This is a genomic window from Mycoplasma sp. CSL7491-lung (assembly GCF_018913965.1).
In the GTDB taxonomy this organism is placed as follows: domain Bacteria; phylum Bacillota_I; class Bacilli_A; order Mycoplasmatales; family Metamycoplasmataceae; genus Mycoplasmopsis.
This window is the reverse complement of the sequence record NZ_JAHMHG010000001.1, coordinates 1-23173: the sequence shown is the minus strand read 5'-3', so window position 1 is coordinate 23173 and position 23173 is coordinate 1. Positions and strand designations below refer to the sequence as shown.

The window sequence follows — 23173 nt, the reverse complement described above, 5'->3', positions numbered from 1 at the left end:
AGTTTATGATGCTTATTTATTGCATGACATCCAAATGTTAAAGAACAAAATAATGTATAATGTTTATATATTAAAGGAGAGAAATTATGTTTGATAAAAATAAAAATTATTCAAAAAAAGACTTAAAAAACTTAGTAATATCTAAAAATTTAATGATAACTACATTAGTAATTATTCCTATTTTAAGTTTTTTTGTAGGGGCAATTTTAAACATTGCTGCCAGCTTAAACGGATTTTCTGGTACAAGTTCAGAAGCTTGAATAACTTTCGTTGTAATATTTGGTATTTTATTTTTGATAGCTTACTTAGTTATTATTATTCTACAAATATATTTTATAAGCCCTAAAATGATTGAATTAAGCGGTATCAAAACAGCACTTATAATAGGTATTTTTAACCCACCGGTTTACGTTTTTGCCGCTACTTATTTTTTAATTAAGGCAACACCTATAATTAAAACTTATGTAAATAAAGAAAAAGATCAAAAATAAGAAATAACAATTATTGAAGAATAAAAAATAAATTTTAAATACACAAAACCTCCGAATTCAGATCAAATTCGGAGGTTTTGTTATATGTTATATTACAATGAAACTAAGAAGGCATATCACACCCATTAAATGGGTGAAAATTAAAATCTAACTTTTCTATTATTTCTATCTTTGAATTATCTACAATATTTAATAAATCAACTAATAATAAAATATCTTTAGTTGATCCATCTAAATGTGTAATTCTAAAAATTTGTTTAGATAAAGTTAAAACTTTATCTCTTAAGTTTTCGTCGTTAGTAGTTGAAAATAATTTCTTATTTTCAACTAACACTTTATTAATATTATCTTTTTGACTTGAAGCATTATTATTAGCTAAGTATTTCATTAAATAAAAAGAGAAGTCGTGAGACACTTTTAAAAATCTATCATTTCTTGTATAAAAACTTTGAGTTAATTGTTCATAATCTTGATAAGTTTTATCAATATATTTTTTCAAAATTTTTCTTAAAGCGTCGTAGACAGAAATAACGTCTACAGATCAAGAGTTGATATCATATTTATTTTCTTTTAATTCATTATATGTTGTAAAAATCATAAAAACTCCTTTTTTAGGTTTATTTTTAAGTAATTTTATAACTTTTTAGAAAATAAGTAAAAAATGCAGTTATTTTTTTCAGTTAATTTCGATAACTTTTTAATACATGAACTTATTTTATATAATCAATAAATGATAAAATTTTAAGTATGAATGAACAAAAAAGATTAAACCAAATAATAATTAACAAGATGTATAGTGGTACATATATAAGCAAATATGATAATGTAGGTCATGAAATTATAAATTTATATAAATCCGACAATGGTAAAAACTACATATATTTATCTTCTAGTGGTACATTAGATGTTAAGCATCAAAGTTATGATACAAAAATGATTTTAGTGAAATATAGTGGTAATAACTTGTATAAAGTAATAGGTAGAGCTGTTGGGTTAAAAATATTTGGAGATAATATAAACAACGAGAATAAAGCAACAATTACTAATCAACAGAAAAAAATGATTAAAGAACAAGGAATAAGTTATGGTGGAGTTCTTTTAAATGAAATTTTTAATAAAAATAAGTTCAAAGATGAAGATACGGATAATAACGTTTATATAACATTTATAGCAGATGAAGTTGTTAAACCAAAAAAAGATTTTTACATATTAACAAACAAAAATATTAATGACGACAAATACAAAGATGAAAATATATATAAAATAGCTAATAGAAAAATAATAGGACGATCTCCGAGATTTTTCTTTAAAGAAGATGACGAAGAAAAACAATATGCTTACAACGAATTAAAGAAAATAATAAATGATGATAACCTTTGAGGTGATAAAATAGATGTTTTTATTCCAAAAATAATTAACAACGAAAATGAAAAATTGAATTTTTTAGAGATAATCGGAAAAGAGTACGATGAATTATCGTATTCAAACTTAATCTATTACTTTTTAAATAAATATCCTGAATTAACTAAAAATTTTATAAAAAACGTTTTGAATATCCGAGATGAAAATTTAGATTTTAATAATATTATGATTAAAAGGGAATGAAAAAGAACAGATATATCAATTCAAATTGCTAAAAATGATACAAGTGATTTAATAATAATTGAAAACAAAATAAGGGCAGATATATCAGAATACCAAGATGAAAAAACTCAATTACAAGGATATAACGATAAAGTTAAAGAATGAATTTCGAAAAAAGTAAATAATGTTGATAAAAAACACCTTTTTGTTTTATCTCCAGATTATAGAACAATTAAACTAAGCGATGAAGATAATGAATGAAAACAAATTAAGTATAGCAGTCTACTAGAATGTTTAAAAGACTTTTATGACTCTTACAATTTTAAACTAGATTATTATAACAAAGCAATGTTAGAAAGTTTTATACAAAGTATTAAAAAACAATCTAATAGAATCGATAATTTACTTGAAGAAAAAATTGAACGAATTTTTAATAAGAGAATTTTAGAAATTAAAAATAAAGAAAATATAGACAAATAGTTACAATTTAGTTAAATTTCAATCTTGGTTATTTGTTTTTTAATCTATTTTAAAGTCCTTGGAAGCTTACTTTAAACCAATAAAACATTAATATGTATATCAATAATAAAAAAGTGCTATAATTTAAAATATATTACATATATTTAATAATATATATTGAATTTTAATTAATAAAATAGGAGAAAAAATGTCAAAAATTTCAAAAATTCACGCACGTGAAGTATTAGACTCACGTGGTAACCCAACAGTTCAAGTTGAAGTTTACACAGAATTAGGTGGATACGGTTCAGCAATGGTTCCATCAGGTGCTTCAACAGGTTCTAGAGAAGCTTTAGAATTAAGAGATAAAGGTTCAAAATACGAATCAAACTGATTTGGCGGAAAAGGTGTTATGTTAGCTGTTGATCACGTTAACAACGATATTGCACCAGTTATTGAAGGGTTAGAAGTTACTGATCAACGTTTAGTTGACCAAACAATGATTAAATTAGATGGTACACCTACAAAATCTAAATTAGGTGCAAATGCTATCTTAGGTGTTTCTTTAGCTACAGCTAGAGCTGCTGCAAACGAATTAGACTTACCATTATACAAATATTTAGGTGGATTTAATGCTCACTTATTACCTTTACCAATGTTAAATGTTATTAATGGTGGAGAACACGCATCAAACACACTTGATTTCCAAGAATTCATGATTATGCCAGTTGGTGCAAAATCATTAAGAGAATCATTACAAATGGCTAACCACGTTTTCCATAACTTAGCTAAATTACTTAAAAAGAACGGACACGGAGTTCAAGTTGGTGATGAAGGTGGATTTGCTCCAAACTTTAAATCACACGAAGAAGCTCTTGACTTCTTAGTTGAAGCTATTAAAGAAGCTGGATATACACCTGCAACATCAGGAGAAAAAGCTGTTGCTATCGCAATGGACTGTGCATCTTCAGAATTATACGAAAATGGTGTTTATACATTTGGTAAATTAAAAGCTGCTATCGAATCAAAACAACCTGGATTTGAAAACTTAACTAATGTTAAATTAGAATACACAACAGACGAAATGATTTCATACTTAGAATCACTTGTTGCTAAATACCCAATTATTTCAATCGAAGATGGTTTAGCAGAAGCTGATTGAGCTGGATTCAAAAAATTAACAGCTGAATTAGGAAACAAAGTACAAATCGTTGGTGATGACCTAACAGTTACAAATACAGAAATTTTAAAACGTGCTATCGAAGAAAAATCAATGAACTCAATCTTAATTAAAGTAAACCAAATTGGTTCATTAACAGAAACATTCGAAGCGATTCAAATGGCTCAAAAAGCAAACATGACTGCTGTTGTATCACACCGTTCAGGTGAAACAGAAGATTCTACAATTGCTGACATTGCAGTTGCTATGAATACAGGACAAATTAAAACAGGTTCTATGTCAAGAACAGATAGAATTGCAAAATACAATCGTTTATTAGCAATTGAAGAAGAATTAGGAACAGCATCAAAATTTGATGGTGCTAAATCATTCTACAACATCAACAAATAATAAGTTTAAAATTACGCGTTTATTCGCGTAATTTTTTATTTTTTACTAAAAAACGTGTTTTTTGCTTAAAAAAACACTTTTTATTCATCTTTTTAATAAAAATGTGTAGAATTTTTAAAGTAAAAAATATATTTAATAAATAACAAACAACGAAAGGAAAAATGAATAAAAAATTTAGTGAAAAAAGCTTCATTTTTTACGGTATAAACTTTATAGTTGGTTTTGGTTTCATAGCAACTATTCAAAGCGTTATAAAAACCGGAAACTATAGTTTACTAATTTTTGCCATTACTTCTTTAATTGCCGCTGGTATCATGCTAGCCTTTGCGAGAGGTACACAATATTTTGGTAATAAAATTGGTGGATCATATGTATACGCAAAAGAAGCTTTTCCAAAAAGTAAATGGTTTTGATTTTTAAATGGTTGAAATCAATTTATGCAAGCTCCTCTTTTTTCAGCGACAACACCATTATTTTTCTCAACTCTAGTCGGATTATTTGTTAATAATCAAGATTATAAAATACTATTGCAATTAGGTTCGTTGCTATTTTTTATAGCATTAACAATTGTTTCTGCATTTAGCTTAAACGTTTCTAAAAAAGTAGTTTTATGAAGTGCTATTGTTAAGTGAATAGTTTTTATACTAATTTTAGGTGTAATAGTATATTTAGTTGCTTCAAGTCCTGAAATACATCTTTTTAAAAAAGAAAATTCTACACTAGAAACAATTACTCCTTTTACAATCATAAGTTCAATTCTTAGCTTTATATACGCTTACGGCGGAATTGAAGGATTAGCCGGATTATCAACTAGTGTTAAAACTAAAAATTTCCAAAAAATATTATTATATCTTTTTGGATTTGTAATATTTATCTATCTAATATTTTTCTTATTATTTTCATTTATACCTACAATTAATTCATCTGGTCAAGATGATTATGTGGCTTTAATAATGAGAAATACATTAGGTTTAACAGGTATTATTTTATTTACAGTAGGTTTATTATTTAAACAAATAACTTCAACAATTTTCTCAATGGTTTACTATGCTAAAGCCGTTGTCCCACTTGCCTTAGATGGATTCTTACCAAGTTCACTAGCTAAAGTGGCAAAAAATGGTCAACATAAAAATGCAATTAAATTTGTTACCGCAATAAGCATTTTTGCGATGATTTTACTTACAATAATTCCACAAGCACTTGGCATTTCTAATTCCTTTGGTGCTGTTTTAAATGCTGGTAATTTAGTTTTCTTTGTACTATATTTAATTGCTATTTTATCAATATTAGTTATTTCGTTCAAACGGAAAGAATTTAAAATACCAAATTGAGAAAAATTATTTTACATATTAACCATAATCCTTATTGGTATAGTCATTTTAGTAACGTTATTACCGCCTATATTAAATGAAAAATATGATCCTTCTCAATTAATAGTAATTTTAAGCTATATAGGATTTATGGTGTTAGGTTTTGTGATTTGAGCTTTATACAAAATTATTAAATCATTTAACCCATTAAACAGATACGCTAAAAATTATTCCAAAATATTTGAATCTAAAAAAACTACTTTAGAAGAATTGGAAAAAAATGGAATTAAAGAAATTGTTGAGAAACTCTTCATAAATTCATTTAAAACTCAAAATAAATTTATATTATTAACTAAACAAAGCGAATCGTTTAGAGATCTAATTATAAGAACTTTAGCACAAGTAATTAATTTTAACAATAAAGAAAATGAATTACCTACAAAAAATGTTTATAAACTTAATACTGAAAAACTTCTTTTCACAAAAGAATCTAAAATAACAAAAATTTTATATAAACTATTTTATAATAAAGCAAACTTAAATTCTGATTTAATAATTTTTATAGAAAATATTGATTTATTTGAAAATAACAAAATCATACCGCTATTACATAGAGTAAAAAATCAAACCAATATAAAAATTATTGCATCTTTAAGTGATGAAACTAAACTAAAGGATTATAACGATTTATTTATTGATTCTTCTATTGACGACTTAAGTACTGAACAAAAAATAATGATAACTTTATATGCAAAAAATAAAATTTTAGCAAAACAAGAATTGATAAACGATAATGACGTTGACCAATTGATTAAAAATTATATCGAACAAAACATGTATATAAGTGATGTTTTAAATAAAATAGATACTGCTGCCGCATACTTAAATTCACAAAATTCTCAATGAGAAAAAAACTTAAAAGAATTATATGAACAAAAAATAAAACTTGAATACGAAAAGTATGCTATTTTAAAAGATAAAAAGAACTCTAACGTTAAAGAAGTTGATTCTAAGATAGATCAAATTGAAACATTAATACTTGAAAAAACCGAACTTTTTGATAGTGAAAAACAAAAAATTAGAGATTTAATTAGTAATTACAATTTAATTTCAGAACACAAAGCAAAAGTTAAAGAATACGAAAAAGATAATAATATTCCAGCAGCATACAATTTAATTAATATAATAATCCCTGAAATCGAACAAAAAATTACTAATCTTTTAAACGATGTAGAAAACTTTAAAGAATATAAAGCGAAAATTACTAAAGATATCTTCCTAAAAGAATCTTCTATAATATAAAAAATCATAACTACTAAATTATGTAGTTATGATTTTTGTTATTTAATTTTGAAACTAGTTTTACAAACTAAATCTAAAGAATTTTTACCATATAATTGTTCAAAATCAATAACAGCTTCTTTAACTTTTTGGCTTGCTCCTAATGGAAATTGGAATTTTCATTCTTCGCTTTGTTTATTCATATAATTTATTAAATAATATCTAGCAATTATAGAAGCACAAGCAACTGATAAATGAACACTTTCGGCTTTAGTAACAAAAAATACTTGATTTTTTAATTCATATGTTTTTTTAAAATCCGAAATAAAATTAAATTTTTCTTTATATCTTAAAATAGAATCAAAAGTAGAATATCTATCTACAATAAAAATATCATTATCAAATTTATTTTCATTTAAAAACAAATTTGAATATTTTCCAATTGCATTAAAATGTATAAAATATTTTATTTCGTTAGCATTAAAACCTTTAGATGTTAGGCTGTTATATCCTTTTTGTGTCAATGTATAAGTTTTATAATTTATTTTTTTTATTAATTCTTTTGCAATAAAATTAATTTTAGCAGTACTTAATTTCTTTGAGTCTTGAACACCGAGTTGGATAGCCCATTCTTTCAAATTATTTGGTAAATAAGCCACACAACCAATTATCGGTGTAAAATAATCTCCGACTCCCGTTTCATCAACGCCTATTACATTATATTCTTCTAAATTAATTTTACTCAAATCATTATAAAAAAACATTATTCGTCCTCTAAGTTTCTCTTCTTTTTCTTATCATTTGATTTAGCTATTTCGAGTTCTGGGTTATCTAAAAATTTATTGATATATCAACCAACTCCACCCTCTTTATTTGTTTTGTTTATTTTAACAGTCGCATATTGTCTAACATCTTTGCTAGCATTACCCATAGCAACTGAAACATTAGCTACTTTAAACATAGGAACATCATTGAAACCATCACCTAAAGCAATTGTATTCTCAACTGGAATATCATAATATCTCATAAGCATACTTAACGCTTTACCCTTATTAGCAGTAATGTTAGTCATATCGAATACAGGTGATAGCCCTTCCCCTTTGCTTCAATATGAAAATTCAGCAAGGTCTCCATATCTAGCCTTTAAATATGTTCTTAATTCTTCAACATTTGTGTCTTTTTTAACATCAAATATAATACCTGTAGGCATTAATGGGATTTTATGAAAATCGAGACCAATTCTTAATTTTGATGATGAAGTAAATCCGAAAACTTTTTCTAAATCTGGATCTCTTTTTTGCAATTGAACTCAATCGGGTCCTTCTATAGCGATATTAGACACCTCTTTTTGAACTTTTTCGTCACCTAAAACATATAAAGCTTCATTTAAATTTAAATATTTAATATAAGGTATAAAACCATCTTCTTTGGGGTGGTGAATGTGAGCACCATTATAATTTGAAACTACTGTATCTAAACCTAAAGTATCATAAATAAATTTTGTACTTCTTCAAGGTCTACCTGTTAAAATACATACTTTATGACCTAAAGAAATGGCTCTTTTTATACCATTAATTGTTTGATCATGAACTTCACCAGTAGCACTAGAAAGTAGTGTTGTGCCATCTAAATCAATAGCAAATAAGTATTTATTATTCATATAACTCCTTTATATAAATTTGTTTATTAAATTATACAAGATTTTATTTTTTATACTATAATAATGTACTTTCAGAAAAAAATTCCACATTTTTTCATAAAAACATTATTTTAACTACAAAATATGGTTAAAATCAAAAACATATTAATAGTAGTTAAAAACGTAAAAAAATAATTTTTTTCATTATTTTAGTATCCAAATGATAAAAATTATTAATTTTCCATTATAATTATTAAAATATTCAAAATGAGGTGAGAGGTGCAATGAATAAATACAAAAGAATATTAATAAAACTATCAGGAGAAGGTTTCGCTAACAAAGAAAAACACCTTGCAATTGATAGTGAGTTAGTTAAAAAAATAGCTCTTCAATTAAAAGAAATTGTCGCAAAAGGAATACAAGTTTCTATAGTTATTGGTGGTGGTAACTTTTGAAGAGGTGCATCAGCGGAAAAAAATGGAATACCAAGAAATAGAGCAGATTATATAGGTATGTTAGCTACAGTTATGAACGGACTTGCTCTTAGAAGCGGCTTTGAACAAGTAGGTTTAAAATCAAGAGTTCAAAGTTCAATAAATATGGATCCTAAAATTGCTGAAACATATGTAAATGAAAAAACATTAAAATATTTAGAAGAAGGTGAAGTTGTTATATTTGTCGGGGGTACCGGAAGACCATTCTTCACAACAGATACCGCTTCAACACTTTATGCTTCCGAAATAAAAGCAGACGTAATATTAATGGGTAAAAACGGGACTGATGGAGTTTATGATTCAGACCCTAAAACTAATCCGAATGCAAAGAAATTTGATAAAATTACATATGATGAAATTTTAGAAAAGAAATTACAAGTTATGGATCTTACTGCCACAAGCATGGCGAGAGATAATAATATCAACTTAATAATATTTAACCTTTTAGAAGAAAATTCAATAATTAGAGTAATAGAAGGTGAAATCGAACACACAGAGGTAATAAAATAATGGATATAGAATTATATTTACTTGAATTAGAAGAAAAAAACGAAAAAGCAATACAACATTTTAAGTTTGAAATGTCAAAACTTTCAACAGGAAGAGCAAATCCACAAATAATAAAAGGGGTTAGAATAAATTACTATGATACACCTACTTCTCTTGAAGAATTAGCAAACATTAGTGTACCTGAACCACAACAATTATTAATTAAACCATACGATTTAACTTCAGTTAAAGAAATTACAAAGGCGTTAGAAAAGGCTAATTTAGGTATTTTACCTGTAGATGAAGGAAATCAAGTGAGACTTACATTCCCAGCACTAACAAGAGAACGTAGAATTGAAATGGTTAAAAACCTTAAAAAACTCACCGAAAATGCTAAAGTTGGAGTTAGAAACTCAAGACAAGACGTTAATAAATTAATAAAAGCTAACGATGAATTATCAGAAGATGTGGTAAAAAATTATTTAGATGTTATTCAAAAACATACTGACCAAAACATTGAAAAAATTAACGAACTTAGCAAAGAAAAAGAAAACGAATTAATGAACGGATAATAATGTGAAGGTGATGAAAATCACCTTTTATTATATAATTAAAATATGAATGATAATATAGCAGCAATAAGTTCTGGATCAAGAACAAATCAACCTATTTCTATAATTAGATTAAGTGGTCCAAACGCAGTAGAAATAGTTAAAAAAATTTTTAAAGGAAAAGTTGGTCAAGACCACCAAATAACTTACGGTGAAATTTACGATAATCAAACACTAATAGATGAAGTTTTAATAATGTGATTTATTGGTAAAAAAGATAAAAACGGAAAGATAATATACAACAATTACGTTGGAGAGCCTATTATTGAAATCAATTGTCACGGAGGAATTGTTGTAACTAATAAAATTCTTGAATTACTTTTAATACATGGAGCACGTTTAGCTGAACCCGGAGAATTTACAAGAAGAGCGTTTTTAAACGGTAAATTAGATTTAGTTAAAGCTGACGCAATACACGACTTAATAATGTCTAAAACTACAACACAAGCTCAAGCAAGTGTTTCAAAATTTAAGGGTAAAACGAGTGATTTATTGGATCAAATTAATAATAGAATTAGTTTATTGATTGGTACAGCAGAGGTTAATATTGATTACCCAGAATATGAAGATGTCGATAAAATAACTTCAAAATTATTTATTAAAACATTAACTGAATTATCTAATGAATTTAGCGAAATTATAAGGGTTTCGGAAAAAAGTAGATATATTTTTGAAGGTGTGAAGGTTGCAATTTTAGGTAAACCAAATGTTGGTAAAAGTAGCGTTTTAAATGCTCTACTTTCAGAAGATAAAGCGATTGTTACGGATATTGCCGGAACAACAAGAGATTTAGTGGAAGCAAGTTATCAAATTGACGGAATTTTATTTAAACTAATTGATACAGCAGGTATTAGAAAAACAAATGAAATAATTGAACAAATAGGAATCAAAAAGTCATTTGATCAAATTGAAAAAGCTGATTTAATTTTGCACATCTTAGATCCTTCGCAAAAAAATAATGAATTTGATATTGAAATTGAAAAAAAATCTAAAGAATTAAATAAATATTACCTTAAAGTCATGAATAAAGTAGATTTAATAGAGTCTAAAAATGACGAATACATCTATATTTCAGCATTAAAAAATGATATAGATAATCTTGAAAAAGCTTTAGTTGAAAACTTTAAAAATATCGATGTTTTAGACGAAAGAATATTTTCTAACACAAGACAATTATCTTTAATAAAAAAAGCGAAGAGACACATTGATGATGCCTTAGCTTTAGCAACAAATGAAGGATATACATTTGACACCTTGATTGTTGATTTATATGATGCTTGAGATTCTTTGGAAGAAATAAAAGGGAGAGCCAATCGAGAAGATTTATTAGATACTATGTTTTCTAACTTCTGCTTGGGAAAATAATGGGAAAAAGAAGAAATAAGTTTATAGACGCACATGCTCATGTTAATTATTCTTACTATACAGATTTTGCAATTCAACAAATTGTTGAAGCTACAGAATACAATAAAGTAGAATTTATTATAAATAATGGTGGACATTTTGAAGAAAATGATCAAGTAATCGAATTATCTAAAAAATACCCTCTTTTAAAAGCTTGTATTGGAATTCACCCCGAAAGTATTAAAGATACTAATTCCATCTTAGGATTCAAAGATAAAGTCATTGAAAATTTAGATAATATAGTTGGTATAGGAGAAATAGGGATTGATTATTACTACTCAGATGGCCCTAATAGAGATGATCAAATATATTGTTTTGAAGAACAAATAAAAATTGCAAATGAATATAATTTACCTGCAGTTATCCATATTAGAGATAAAGAAAATGAATTTCAAGCTTATCAAGATGTATATCAAATACTTCAAAAATATAAAAATTTAAAAATTATGTTACATACTTTTGCCGGAAATATCGAATGAGCACAAAAGTTTATGGAATTTAAAAATTTATACTTTTCTTTCAGTGGTGTTGTTACTTTTAATTCGAGCGAAAACACAAGACAGGTAGTTAAATTCATTCCTCTTGAAAGAATATTAACTGAAACTGATTCTCCATATTTAAGACCACATCCTTATACTGGAGAAAAGAATGAACCTAATACAGTTGTTTACACCAGCTACTATATTTCCGCACTAAAAGGAGTGGGATTAGATAAATTTGTTGATAAAATTAATAGAAATTTAAGAAGGCTATTTAATTTATAATGAAAAAAGAAGTTTATGCAAAAAAGAAGTTCGGTCAAAACTTCTTAAAAGATAATAATATTATTAATAAAATTTTAAAAGTAACCGAAATTAAAAATAACAATATAGTTGAAATCGGCCCTGGTCGTGGAGCCTTAACAAAAGAATTAGTTAAAGAATCTAAACATGTTATTGCTTTTGAAATAGATCAAGATATGGTTAACGTTATTCAAAATGAAATCAAAAGTCACAATTTAACTTTAGTGCACGAAGACTTCTTAAAAAGCGACTTATCTTCGATTGAAAAATCTAAAGTTATTGCAAATATTCCTTATTACATAACTACTGACATTTTGTTTAAAATTTTTGAACATAGAGACATTTTTTCTGAAGCTATATTAATGGTGCAAAAGGAAGTAGCAGAAAGAATAGTAGCAAAAGAAAATTCAAAAGAATACTCAAAACTTTCTTTAAGTAGTCAATTTTTAGCAAACACTAAAATAGAATTTATTGTACCTAAAAATGCTTTTTCACCTGCACCAAAGGTAGATTCAGCAATAATTTCGCTAAAATTTTATGACAATATAGATAATTCTACTTGAAATTTATATAAGGATTTTTTTAAACTTTGCTTCAACAATCGTAGAAAAAAATTAATCACAAGTTTAAAAACAGTTTACTCTAGCGAAAAAATTATAAATGCTTATAACAAATTAGGATATGATGAAAATTTAAGAATTCAGCAATTACCGTTAGAAAAAATTGTCGAATTATATAAATTACTAAATAATTAAAAAATCTTATGCTCTACACATAAGATTTTTTAATTCAAAATTTTTAGTCAAATTCTATTATTTCATTAGATTTTTCATATACATCAATTTTATTTTTAACGTCAATTTTATTTACAATTCAACCCGATAATTGATTCATTTTAATAAATTCATAAATTCTATTATTTCCATTAATTTCTTTTAAAGTTACAACAACTCCGAATTTAATTTTTGAACTTTTAGTCAACACTCTTTCTTTTTTTCTAATCTTAATTCCTCAGTTTTGATTTACAAAAGTTCGTTTGCTTTTCTTTTGTCTACCCTTTTGAGTTTTTATATTTTCAATTATAACTTTAACATTGTCTCATTTTCTGTAAAAATCGCGGGCACTCTCTTCGTAAGTATAATGATGATCATTATTTTGATTATTATCGTTTATTGTCAAGATGTTACCTTTTTTATCTTTAATTCTTCCAAAGTGTATATCTAATTCTGTATTTGTGTAATCAACACCTTGATTTTTTGAACTATTCGGAAAATAACACAACACAGCTTTGGATATAAATGGATGTTTACCTTTATCAATGGGTACAATAATATTATTTGCATATGATTCATACATATCTGCTATTTGATAAAAAATAAATTTAATTTCATCTTTAGGAGTATTAATTATTTTGTTAATATGTATAGGAACGACACCATACCCAACTTTAAAATTAGTTTTATTTTCTCAACCAACAGCAGAGTCAATTATCAAAGCTTTAGCCACTTCTCTAGAAAATTTCATTATATGTATTAAATATGCTATTTTTCTAGTTATTCAAGGAGCAGAAAATGAAGTGCCAGCTACAAGTTTTTCTCCTAAGTGAGTGCATGTTCTAATTGGTTGTTTATCAGTACCACCATAATAAGAAACATCAGGTTTTTGATAAAACGATAATACAGGGCCACTTCTAGCATAATCGGTAGGTTCATTATTAAAATTAACAGAATTTACTACTAAAGAATTAATAGAGTCGGCCGGAGAACCTATTTTATTTATATTTTTATTCAATTTATTTGTGCCAGCAATAATAAATATTATGTCATTTTCATATTGCAATTTATCTAAAAAAGCGGCTTCTGGTGAAATAAAATTATTATTTATTTCCAAATACGACCCTAAAGATAAATTTCAAACTTTAATATCTTTATTTGATAAAACAATTTCCTTTATGGATTTTAGAACAGAATAAGAGCTAAACTTGCTTGCTGTAGACACACCGAAATGTTTTACTCTAAACCTACCGCAACCATCTTCTAATTGAGGATTAAATGTTGGCCCATCAACAATTATTGAACTGACCGCGGTACCATGTATATAATCTTTGCTTTCTAATTCAATATTAGGGTCTAACATATTTTTGAATTCAACTCATTTATTAAAGTAAACATCTTCATGGAACATAGTATCAATTACACCAACTACCGGCTCATCTTTAGGATCAGGGATATTTATTGAACTATTGTTTTTAATATCATTTAAATAAAGTTTTGTGTCTATTTTTGAAATGTCAGTAATTGACATCGAAATTAAAAACGGAGCCTTTTCTTTCAAAATATTATATTCATTAGTTTTTAATAAAAATGTTGTCTCATCAATTTTTCTTATATTAGTATAACTAATATTTAGTTGATCAAAAATGTCACTAATTTTATTGCCTGTTTTGAAAATTGTTACAATTGAATCTTCTTTGATATCGTCAACTTCTTTCTCTACATTTATTTTATCAACCCAATAAGAATCAACAATTACGTTCACAAATGTACTTTGTCTTAGTTTTGTTCTACTAAATAAATCCTTAAAATGTCCTGAATTAATTTCTGATATCATCGAATAATTTATTTCTTCTCCGAAATTCTTTTCAAAGATTTTAATTACTTCATTTAACTTTTGAATAGAACTGTGCAAAACCTCTAATGTCATACAATACGTAATAATGTGCTTTGTTTTATTATCATTAAATTTTGCACCTACAATCAAATTGTTATTATCCCTAATACTATTTTTAAATAACCCTCTTACTCTATTACTTTTAGCTACTATTTTTATATAGTGAACACTAATTAATGGGTTAATTTTTAATTTTTCATTTTCTCAAAATTTAAGTGTTTTTATTAAATCATTATATATTTTTTTCAAGTTAGAAATATTTATAAACTCACCAATCGGTAAGTTTGATGGTCCCGGTTTAGTACTTGAAGGGCTCTTTTCAAATTCACCCTTTAACTCTAAAATTTCATTCATGTTATTCCTTTAATTCTCTAGATAGTTGACTTTTTGATATGCTTGTTAAAATTTCTATTTCTCTTAGTGTAAAGCCCAATGTTTGTAATTCTTTTATTTCAATTTTTCTTCCATTTTTCACGGTATTATATAATCTTTTTAAATAGTCAAATTCTTCATCTAATTTACTAAATGCTAAAGAAGTTCTAATTATATTTTTTAATTCACCCGGATATGGTATTGTCTCATATAAATTAATAATTTTTCTAAAAAGTCTTATATTTTTACCGACATTATCCATTTTCTTAATATAATCATTGAATATTATTTCTGATATATCAATTAAATCATCTCTACTATATCTGTCAAAATTAATTACTGAATCAAATCTTCTAATTAACGCCTTATCAAAATGTTTATATAAGTTTGTGGTTGCTATTAATATAACCTTATCATTTAATTGATCTAAACCATTTAAAACAGCTGTAGTTGCCCTCCCCATTTCTCTTAAATCATTCGAATCAACTCTTTCCATAGCTAAAGCATCTATTTCGTCGAATAAAATAACCACTTTATCAGGCATTCTTAAATTATTTATTTCGTCAAATAATTTTGAAATATTTTTACTAGTTTGTCCTAATTTGCTATCAATTATTGTGGAAAAATCTACAACAAATAGTTCTCTTCCTAAAATTCTTGCTATATGTTTCGAAGTTTCGGTTTTACCTGTGCCGGGCGGCCCAACAAAAAGAAATTTATTAATACCAATATCTCTTGTAGTAGCATTAATGATCCCTATAACATCCTCTTTAATGATATCTGGTATAGGCAGTGATTTGCTACTTGTCTTTATTTTTTTAATAAAATTGTGATTATCTACTATCATTTGAGGAAAAAAAGTGTTTCCTTCTGATAATAAACCCATTATATATTCTGCAAGTGAATAGTCACCCATTCGATCAAATTCACTAGCAATTTCATATGCTTCATTTTTAAAAGCTATATCATTTTTTTCTGAAAAATATTTTATTAAATTTAGAATTCTTGCTTTTTTCATTTTTGCTCCTTTGCTATATTAAAAGTATATCACACTTGGGACAATTTAATAATATTTGGGACAAAAGTTATTTTTTATATCATAAAAGTTAATCAAAAATGTTTGAATTGTTTTATGGATAAATTGTTTTAACAGATCCTTTTTACTTATTTTACAACGCAAAAATCGACTCATAATTTATATAAAAAAATAACATTTTCATGTTACTTTTTTCTACATGGCTATAATGATTTTTTATTTAGATAACATCTTTTTTCTTAAAATCAATAAAAATATTGTTCCTGAAGATATTATACCTAACGCAATTAAGGCAATTAAAAGAAATTTTTTGATATTATAATTTGAATTTCCTTTGTTTTGTTCTTTTTCTAGATTTTTTTTACTATTATTTGAATTATTACTTTGACTTTTTTGATTAGTTTCTCTAATTTCTTCTATTTTTTGTTTATTTTCATTTGGAGTTTCATTGTTTTTATTCGAAATTTGGTTGTCATCCTCTTTATTTGAAATGTTTTTTTCTTCATTAGAAGTAATTTCATCTTTTTTTTCGTTTTTTTCTACCTTATTATCTGAATGATTTTCATTATCTAATTTAGTTTCATTGTGTTTGTCATTTTTAGGCAATATTTCATTTAATGTATAATTATGGAATCTAAAATTTTCATTAACCACATTAAGCTCAGGTTTAACAATTTTACCTATTTCATTTAAAGCTTCTTGGATTTTTAATTTCAAATTAAAAAATGATACTTTAGGTCTTATTGCACTAAGTATTTTTTTATCTGATAATTCATAAATTCCGACAGTATCAAACAAAAAATTTCTTTCCTGTGGAGTTTCTTGGAATAGACTTCAAATTCTGTTTTGCTCATCTTGTGAAATATTGTAATAATCAAAAATAGAATTAAAAACTTGGGTTTTAAGATGATTTATTAAAGGCAAACTTAAATTATAGTAAATTAAAGAAGCGTTATCGTTTAGTTTATTATTAAAGTTTATTTTAGTAGGTCAATCATTTAAAAAATCATCATTCAAATTAAAGTTTAGCAATTCTAAAACATCTTCTAAATAGTAGTTTTTAATATAATTTATAACTTTATTATAAGGTACTGAATTTTCATCTAAAATGGATTCATTTTTAAAAACAATTGCTGGATTTATCATTCAAATTTCATTGAAAGAATAATCAATATTTTCGTGATATCTATAAAAGTCTCTTTTGAATAAATATCCATATTTATTTAAAAGTTCCTTGTAAGTATTTAAATCATTCAAGTTTAGTTTTGATATTAATGTTTTTATTTCTTCGTTATTTCTTAAATTTAAACTTTTATTGTCATGATTAAGTTCCGGATCCATATTTAAAAGATATAGTTTCGGCTCAATAGCATTTTTAAAATATATTCTTTCAGTTTCTTCTTGAGAATGTTCTGTATCATCTTCTCTAAATCAAGAATCACCATTAATAGAATCTACGTAAAAACCACTAAATATAGTTCTTGCTATATTTGATCAATACTGATAAGCGGTCTTGTTCTCTTGTTTTATAGTTCATTTAGATTTTGGTAAATCATCCATTAATTCGGTATAAGTAAAATTTTCTCTTGTTTCATCAATTCATTTATGACCTAAATCAACTAGAACGCTAGATATCATTAGATCTCAACTATCTATTTCAAAGCTATTATTATTGTTTATTTTTTCTTTGATTGAACGCTCTAGCTCTATAGAATTATAATTATTGTTACTTTGAGTAAAAAAGATATCAGAAATAATATTTTTATAAGTATTTTTTAATATTTCTATAACTTTATTTTTTACTTGTTCTTTCGTTGTGTTTTCAATAGAATCAATTTGAGAAATAAAGTTATTATTAGTAAAATACTTACTAAAAAGTTTTTTATATTCTTCTTTTATTTTATTAAATTCATCGTTAGTATAACTTGATTGACTAGATTGCGAAACGCTTGATGATGCCAAAGTAGGTAAATTTGCCAAGTTACCTAATTGAAATCATATTGAATATATTAACTTCATATCAACTCCTTTAAAGATATATTATAATAAAAATAATCGCAAAGCGATTATTATTTATATGGTACTACATGAACGTGTGTGTGCATAACTTCTTGTCCAGCACTTTTTCCGGTGTTAATTACAATTTTAAATCCAGTAGCTTCATTATTTTTTATTTTTTCAGTAGCTAATTGACGAGCTATTTTCATTAAATAATTAACTTCTTCTTCACTTTGTTCAAGAAGATTTTCTTTTTCAATTTTAGGGATAACTAGAAAATGTCCAGGTTGTTTAGGATTAACATCTAAAATAGATATAACCTTATCATCTTCATAAATTATATTAGAGTTAATTTCTCTATTTATAATTTTTGTAAAAATACTAGCCAAGGAATTTTGATCCTTCTAATGATTTTTTTAATGTTTCATTTTCTGTTATTGTTAATTTATTCCCTAAGGCAACAAAAGCTTCAACAGCTTTATTGTAAAGCGATTCATCATTAACTGATAAAATTGTAGTTAAAATTAATAAATTAGGAGCAAAAATAGTGTTTTCCATTGTAAAGATTGTCATTTCTTTTTCTTTATCATCTGGATTAGTAACTTTTTTTGTTAAAGGCATAATTCTATTTAAATAAGATATATTTATTTTTCCATCATTATTTGTTATTTTGATAGACTCTTCTAAACTTTCGTCTTCATTTACCTTGACTAGTTTATTAGTTGAATAATTATAGAAACCACTCATAACAACATTATCTTCTGATAAAGCTGCTATAGAATTATCAAAGCTAAAAGGAGTTTTTTGGATACCAACATAACCACCTAATTTTGTTTCGAGGTTTTTATTATTTGAGAATAATAAATTAGATGATACAACATTATCTGTTGTATAGTTTTTTAATGCTATAGCATTGTAATCATTTATGTTTGAAATCGTTTTGTATTTTGTAGTAAATAAATCTTGTTCTTTGTCTGATTTAAATTGTCATAATTGAACATAATTTTTGTCAAGAATATAATCAATTAACAAAAAGTTATTTTGATCAAATCTATCTTTATTTCTTGTATATTTAGAGTTATCAATTTTTTCTAATTCTTCTTTTGATGAAATTGTTAAATATTTATTAACTAATAGTTGTTTATTAACCAATAATCTAACATCGGCTGATTTATTGTTATATAAAATTGTAAATTGGTCTAAAGTTGGTAATGATTTAAAACTATACGCTTTTTCTAACACTTTAAATTCTTCTTGGTTTAAAACACCTAATGAAAGTAAATTTGTAATTTGTTTTTCTAAATATTTAGAATCTTTTTGATTTTGATATTCTACGTATGTTTTATAAGTTTGGAAAGCAGCTTCTTTATACTCTTGATTTGAAATTAAATTAGCATTTTCATCAACTTGATAGTAATTTTTTAAAACATTTTCAATTCATAAGTTTTCTACTTCTGTTTTAACTTTTGCGTCTTTAAATAATTCGTCTTGTTGAGTTTTTTCAATCGAATCAGCTGTTCTACCACAAGAAATAGCAGCAACACTAATAGAAGCTAATGATACTGGCAAAATTACTTTTTTAAATCATTTTATCATTATTTATCCTCTCCTTGTTTTAACATTTTTCTTAATGCACTTTCGTATAAATCAAACGCACTTTCTTCAGAATAACTAAATGTTTTATTAGTTGTATCGTAATAAGCAACTTTCATTTTTGCGTCTTTATAACTTAAATTTAAGTTTGTTTCAGAATTATAAGTATCTTTTATTCATTTATCAATTTTGTCTAGATTATTTGTTATTTCAACACTAACTTTACCGTTAGAAATTGAGTAAGCAATATTTGAGTATTCTTCAAGAACTTGATCGTTATATTTTTCTTTTTTATCAGTTATAGAGGGATTATCAATATTTTTTAATGCTGCTTTAAGCCCATCATCTTGTAAAGCTTTAACAACTATTTGTTCTTCGCTAAGTTTTTTATTGATTTTATTAACTAAATCAAAATGAGTAGAAAAACCTTTTAATACATTAATCATGTCGTCTTTGAACATTTTAATATATTGATCTTTTTCTTGAACCATTGTTACTTTGAATAAATTAATTCCTGTCGCATTTAATAAAGCATAGTAACCATCTTTATCTTTAACTTTATAAACTGTAGAAACATAATTTTTATTATCAACATTTATATTAAAGTGGTTGTTGAATGTATCTTTTATTCACTTTTCAAATTGAGCATTATCCATTGAATTAATTAATCTAGAAATATAACTATTTAATAAAGTTGTTTTTTCGATAAATTCTTGTTCGTTATTTGTTTGAGATTCCATTGTTTTAAGTTCTTTTTGCAACTTATCTATTTCAGATTCTAAACTTGAATTTACTCCTGTAGGTAATTTGTAAATTTCATTTAAGTTTATTTCTGGAATTTTTTTATCTCCTTTTGAAAGTTCATCTTTAGCAATAATTCCTAAAGCTTGCTCTTGGTTTGAAGTGAATAAATCTTTAAAAGTAACTAATGCGCTTTTTAAAAGTGAGTCTGATTTTGTTAATGTTAAAGATTCAATATAACTTGAATATAATGTTTTATCATATTGAAATTCTTCGCTTGTTTGATTTTCTTTAATTAATGAGTATTCGCTTGCAGCTTTAAATTTCTTGAACAATTCTACGTTTTGTATAAATTCTCTAGATGTTGTTGGATTACCATTATTTGTAGTTGTTTTAATTATTGAAGAATAACTTAAAAGGTTTATTAATTTCTCTTTTGATTTATCATCGAATTTAAATGGTTTTGTTAATTCAGGATCATGAGCACCAGGTAAAATTATAGACTCAACATTCATTAAAGAATTTGAACTAAAGTAAGTATTAATTAACTCAGTAGGATCTTTTAATTTATCAATAAATGAACGAGTTGTAAATGTAACCGCTTTATTAGCAACTGAAGAATCTGTATAATAATTTTCATTTTCTTTGTAAAATGAGAATACTTTATCACCTTTGTGGAATAAAAGTTTTTGAGGTAAAGTGTTTCCGAATTCATCGATATCATAAATATCTCTTTGAGCAACTCTATTAATGTAATTTAAATCATAAGTTTTAACTTCAATTGTAAAACGTCTTAACGCTTCATTTTCAATTTCTTTAAATACTAAATATTCAGTAGCTTCTTCTACTGTGTTGCTTTTTCCAAATTCATCTGATTGTAATTTTTCAAGAAATGCTTTTTCTCATGTTTGAAAAGGATATTTCTTTTGAATATTATTTCTTTCTTCATCAATCTTTGCTTTTTGTTCTTTTTCGATATCTTCGATTTTCTTTAATTTAATATCACTTCTAACTGTTTCACCAGCAATCAATGAATTATTAAAAATATGTTCATATATTTGAGAAGCACGTTGCTCTTGTTTGTATCACTCTAGAATAATCTTTTTATATAAAGAACTTACTTTGCTTTGGTTTGTTTTACTTGTATCAGTTAAAACATTAGTTAGTTCTTTAACATTGATTTTTGTTACAACACCATTACTATTTTTAAATTCCAAAACATTTACATCATCTTTAGTTGGTTGTTCATAATTTACTTTTGTACTATTTATAACTGCAGGTATTGTTATACCTAAAAAAGCACCAACTCCTAAAGTTGATAAAATAGCAATATTTATATAATTTCTTTTCTTTTTATTAGTAGTATTTTTATTTTGTTTTTTTTCATCGTATGAGTCATTAACTTCTGTTAAACGTTCAAAAAATGACTTTTGTCCTTTTGCCATAAAGCTCCTTTTTTATAAACTTTTAATTTTATATTAATTATAACAAAATAAACACTTTTTAATTAATTACAAAGTCTAAAAAATCTTTTTTTTACTTTTGTTAAGAGCGCTAAATAAAATCGCCATTTTTTGATGTATTAAAAAAATAAAATTATGCTTAAGTTTATTTTAACTTTTATGGAATTTAGTAATTTTTGGAATAATAAATGGGCATTATTTCGAAACTCTATTTTTACATATTTAATTAATATTTAATACAAAAACTTTTATTATGAATTTATTAAAATAGTGTAATAAATCATTTGTAATAACGCACTAATTAATTTATATTTATTAGAATGGATTTAATAAAAATTAATTTAAAAGTTATTAAATAAAATCTAATAAAAACAGAACTTACTAAAAGAATAAGTTCTGTTTTTAAACAAACATTTTATTTAGCAAAGTTGATTTAATATTTTCTAGTTTTTCTATCTTTCGTTGAAGTAGTGCGATTGATGAGTCTAATGTTTTTAATAATTTAATTATTCTTTCTTGTTCTTTTAATGAAGGAAGATAAATTATAGCATTTTTGAAAAATGATAATGATAATGTAAATCTTTGAGCCCCTTGACCATTAATACTAAAATATGTACGGTATTTTTGGGTATCAAATAAGTAGTCCAAATATGATTTTTCTATTTTAATATTTTTAGGTCTAAATCTTATTAAATGGTAAGAATATACTCCATTCAAAATTTCTACATTTGAAGTTTTTGCAAAACCTAACTCATATTTAGTTTCTGACGAAGGAGTTATAAAAACATCTCCTTCAAGTATATTATTTGTATATATTTGTCACGGAGTCGCAGAGTTAAAAGACAGATTTTCCTTTTTGATTTCTTTTTTATTATAAACATCCATATAATTTAACATTAAACATTTTATATCTTCGTTTCTGATTACTTTGTCAACAGTAGAACCATTTATATCGCCCATATCTCCTAAAAGTTTCTGTACTCAAGGATTAGTAAACTCTTTAAATCTAATTTCAGGAAATTGCGCTTGACCGCTCACAAACATCTTATTAAGTAGAATTTCTTTAATATTTTTCATTTTTTCTAACTTACGCTGAAGTAGTGCGATTGATGAATCTAAATTATTTATTAATTTAGATATACTCTCTCTTTCACTTTTATTGGGCGAGTATGAAATTTTTATAGAT

Annotated in this window: 19 protein-coding genes; 9 read left to right on the top strand and 10 right to left on the bottom strand. The window is 25.3% G+C overall.

Going from position 1 to position 23173, the window contains the following annotated elements:
* Nucleotides 1-86: 86 nt before the first annotated feature.
* Complete coding sequence (locus KQ876_RS00095; RefSeq protein WP_216489733.1) at nt 87-491, top strand: hypothetical protein; 405 nt, start codon at nt 87-89, stop codon at nt 489-491.
* 103 nt (nt 492-594) lie between these two features.
* Here the strand turns inward: KQ876_RS00095 and KQ876_RS00090 are convergent, their stop codons facing one another.
* Entirely contained in the window at nt 595-1089 is a 495-nt protein-coding gene (locus KQ876_RS00090; RefSeq protein ID WP_216489731.1) for a hypothetical protein, read from the bottom strand.
* A gap of 149 nt (nt 1090-1238) precedes the next feature.
* Between KQ876_RS00090 and KQ876_RS00085 the strand changes: the two genes are divergently transcribed.
* From KQ876_RS00085 to KQ876_RS04210, 3 genes are all read left to right on the top strand, one after another.
* Complete coding sequence (locus KQ876_RS00085; protein ID WP_216489729.1) at nt 1239-2555, top strand: PD-(D/E)XK nuclease family protein; 1317 nt, start codon at nt 1239-1241, stop codon at nt 2553-2555.
* A 187-nt stretch (nt 2556-2742) separates the two neighbouring features.
* A complete protein-coding gene (gene eno, locus KQ876_RS00080; protein ID WP_205852104.1) occupies nt 2743-4104 on the top strand; it encodes a phosphopyruvate hydratase in 1362 nt (453 codons plus the stop codon).
* A 161-nt stretch (nt 4105-4265) separates the two neighbouring features.
* The gene (locus KQ876_RS04210; protein ID WP_216489727.1) at nt 4266-6716 is read left to right on the top strand and encodes an APC family permease; all 2451 of its coding nucleotides are present in this window, start codon (nt 4266-4268) and stop codon (nt 6714-6716) included.
* Nucleotides 6717-6754: 38 nt separating this feature from the next.
* Here the strand turns inward: KQ876_RS04210 and KQ876_RS00070 are convergent, their stop codons facing one another.
* Entirely contained in the window at nt 6755-7459 is a 705-nt protein-coding gene (locus KQ876_RS00070; RefSeq protein ID WP_205852106.1) for a ribonuclease HIII, read from the bottom strand.
* Nucleotides 7459-8355, bottom strand: coding sequence for a Cof-type HAD-IIB family hydrolase (locus KQ876_RS00065; protein WP_205852107.1), 897 nt, complete (start codon nt 8353-8355; stop codon nt 7459-7461). The genes KQ876_RS00070 and KQ876_RS00065 overlap by 1 nt, the downstream gene beginning before the upstream one ends.
* A 263-nt stretch (nt 8356-8618) precedes the next feature.
* Here KQ876_RS00065 and pyrH point away from each other — a divergent pair, with 263 nt between their 5' ends.
* The 5 genes from pyrH to rsmA are packed head-to-tail and all read left to right on the top strand — an operon-like array spanning nt 8619 to nt 12869.
* Nucleotides 8619-9338 carry a UMP kinase gene (gene pyrH, locus KQ876_RS00060; protein ID WP_205852108.1) on the top strand — a complete coding sequence of 240 codons (720 nt, stop codon included), beginning with the start codon at nt 8619-8621 and terminating at the stop codon, nt 9336-9338.
* On the top strand, nt 9338-9889 hold the full coding sequence (frr, locus tag KQ876_RS00055; RefSeq protein ID WP_205852429.1) for a ribosome recycling factor: 552 nt from the start codon (nt 9338-9340) through the stop codon (nt 9887-9889). Before pyrH ends, frr begins: the two co-directional genes overlap by 1 nt.
* A 45-nt stretch (nt 9890-9934) precedes the next feature.
* A complete protein-coding gene (gene mnmE, locus KQ876_RS00050) occupies nt 9935-11293 on the top strand; it encodes a tRNA uridine-5-carboxymethylaminomethyl(34) synthesis GTPase MnmE (protein WP_205852428.1) in 1359 nt (452 codons plus the stop codon).
* Nucleotides 11293-12096, top strand: a complete 804-nt coding sequence (locus tag KQ876_RS00045; RefSeq protein ID WP_205852111.1) for a TatD family hydrolase — start codon at nt 11293-11295, stop codon at nt 12094-12096. The genes mnmE and KQ876_RS00045 overlap by 1 nt, the downstream gene beginning before the upstream one ends.
* Nucleotides 12096-12869, top strand: a complete 774-nt coding sequence (gene rsmA / locus KQ876_RS00040) for a 16S rRNA (adenine(1518)-N(6)/adenine(1519)-N(6))-dimethyltransferase RsmA (RefSeq protein ID WP_205852112.1) — start codon at nt 12096-12098, stop codon at nt 12867-12869. Before KQ876_RS00045 ends, rsmA begins: the two co-directional genes overlap by 1 nt.
* 43 nt (nt 12870-12912) lie before the next feature.
* Here rsmA and KQ876_RS04205 read toward each other — a convergent pair whose 3' ends face one another.
* The 7 genes from KQ876_RS04205 to KQ876_RS00005 all read right to left on the bottom strand — a co-directional run.
* A complete protein-coding gene (locus KQ876_RS04205; protein ID WP_216489725.1) occupies nt 12913-15138 on the bottom strand; it encodes a S8 family peptidase in 2226 nt (741 codons plus the stop codon).
* 1 nt (nt 15139) lies between these two features.
* The gene (locus KQ876_RS00030) at nt 15140-16174 is read right to left on the bottom strand and encodes an ATP-binding protein (protein ID WP_216489723.1); all 1035 of its coding nucleotides are present in this window, start codon (nt 16172-16174) and stop codon (nt 15140-15142) included.
* A 234-nt stretch (nt 16175-16408) separates the two neighbouring features.
* Nucleotides 16409-18211 carry a hypothetical protein gene (locus KQ876_RS00025; protein WP_216489720.1) on the bottom strand — a complete coding sequence of 601 codons (1803 nt, stop codon included), beginning with the start codon at nt 18209-18211 and terminating at the stop codon, nt 16409-16411.
* 50 nt (nt 18212-18261) lie between these two features.
* Nucleotides 18262-18579 carry a histidine triad protein HinT gene (gene hinT, locus KQ876_RS00020; protein ID WP_205852116.1) on the bottom strand — a complete coding sequence of 106 codons (318 nt, stop codon included), beginning with the start codon at nt 18577-18579 and terminating at the stop codon, nt 18262-18264.
* Complete coding sequence (locus tag KQ876_RS00015; RefSeq protein WP_205852117.1) at nt 18572-19786, bottom strand: HinT-interacting membrane complex lipoprotein P60; 1215 nt, start codon at nt 19784-19786, stop codon at nt 18572-18574. Before KQ876_RS00015 ends, hinT begins: the two co-directional genes overlap by 8 nt.
* Nucleotides 19786-21969, bottom strand: coding sequence for a HinT-interacting membrane complex protein P80 (locus KQ876_RS00010; RefSeq protein WP_216489718.1), 2184 nt, complete (start codon nt 21967-21969; stop codon nt 19786-19788). The genes KQ876_RS00015 and KQ876_RS00010 overlap by 1 nt, the downstream gene beginning before the upstream one ends.
* Before the next feature lie 420 nt (nt 21970-22389).
* A partial coding sequence (locus KQ876_RS00005; protein ID WP_216489716.1) for a restriction endonuclease subunit S occupies nt 22390-23173 on the bottom strand: 784 nt, incomplete at its 5' end.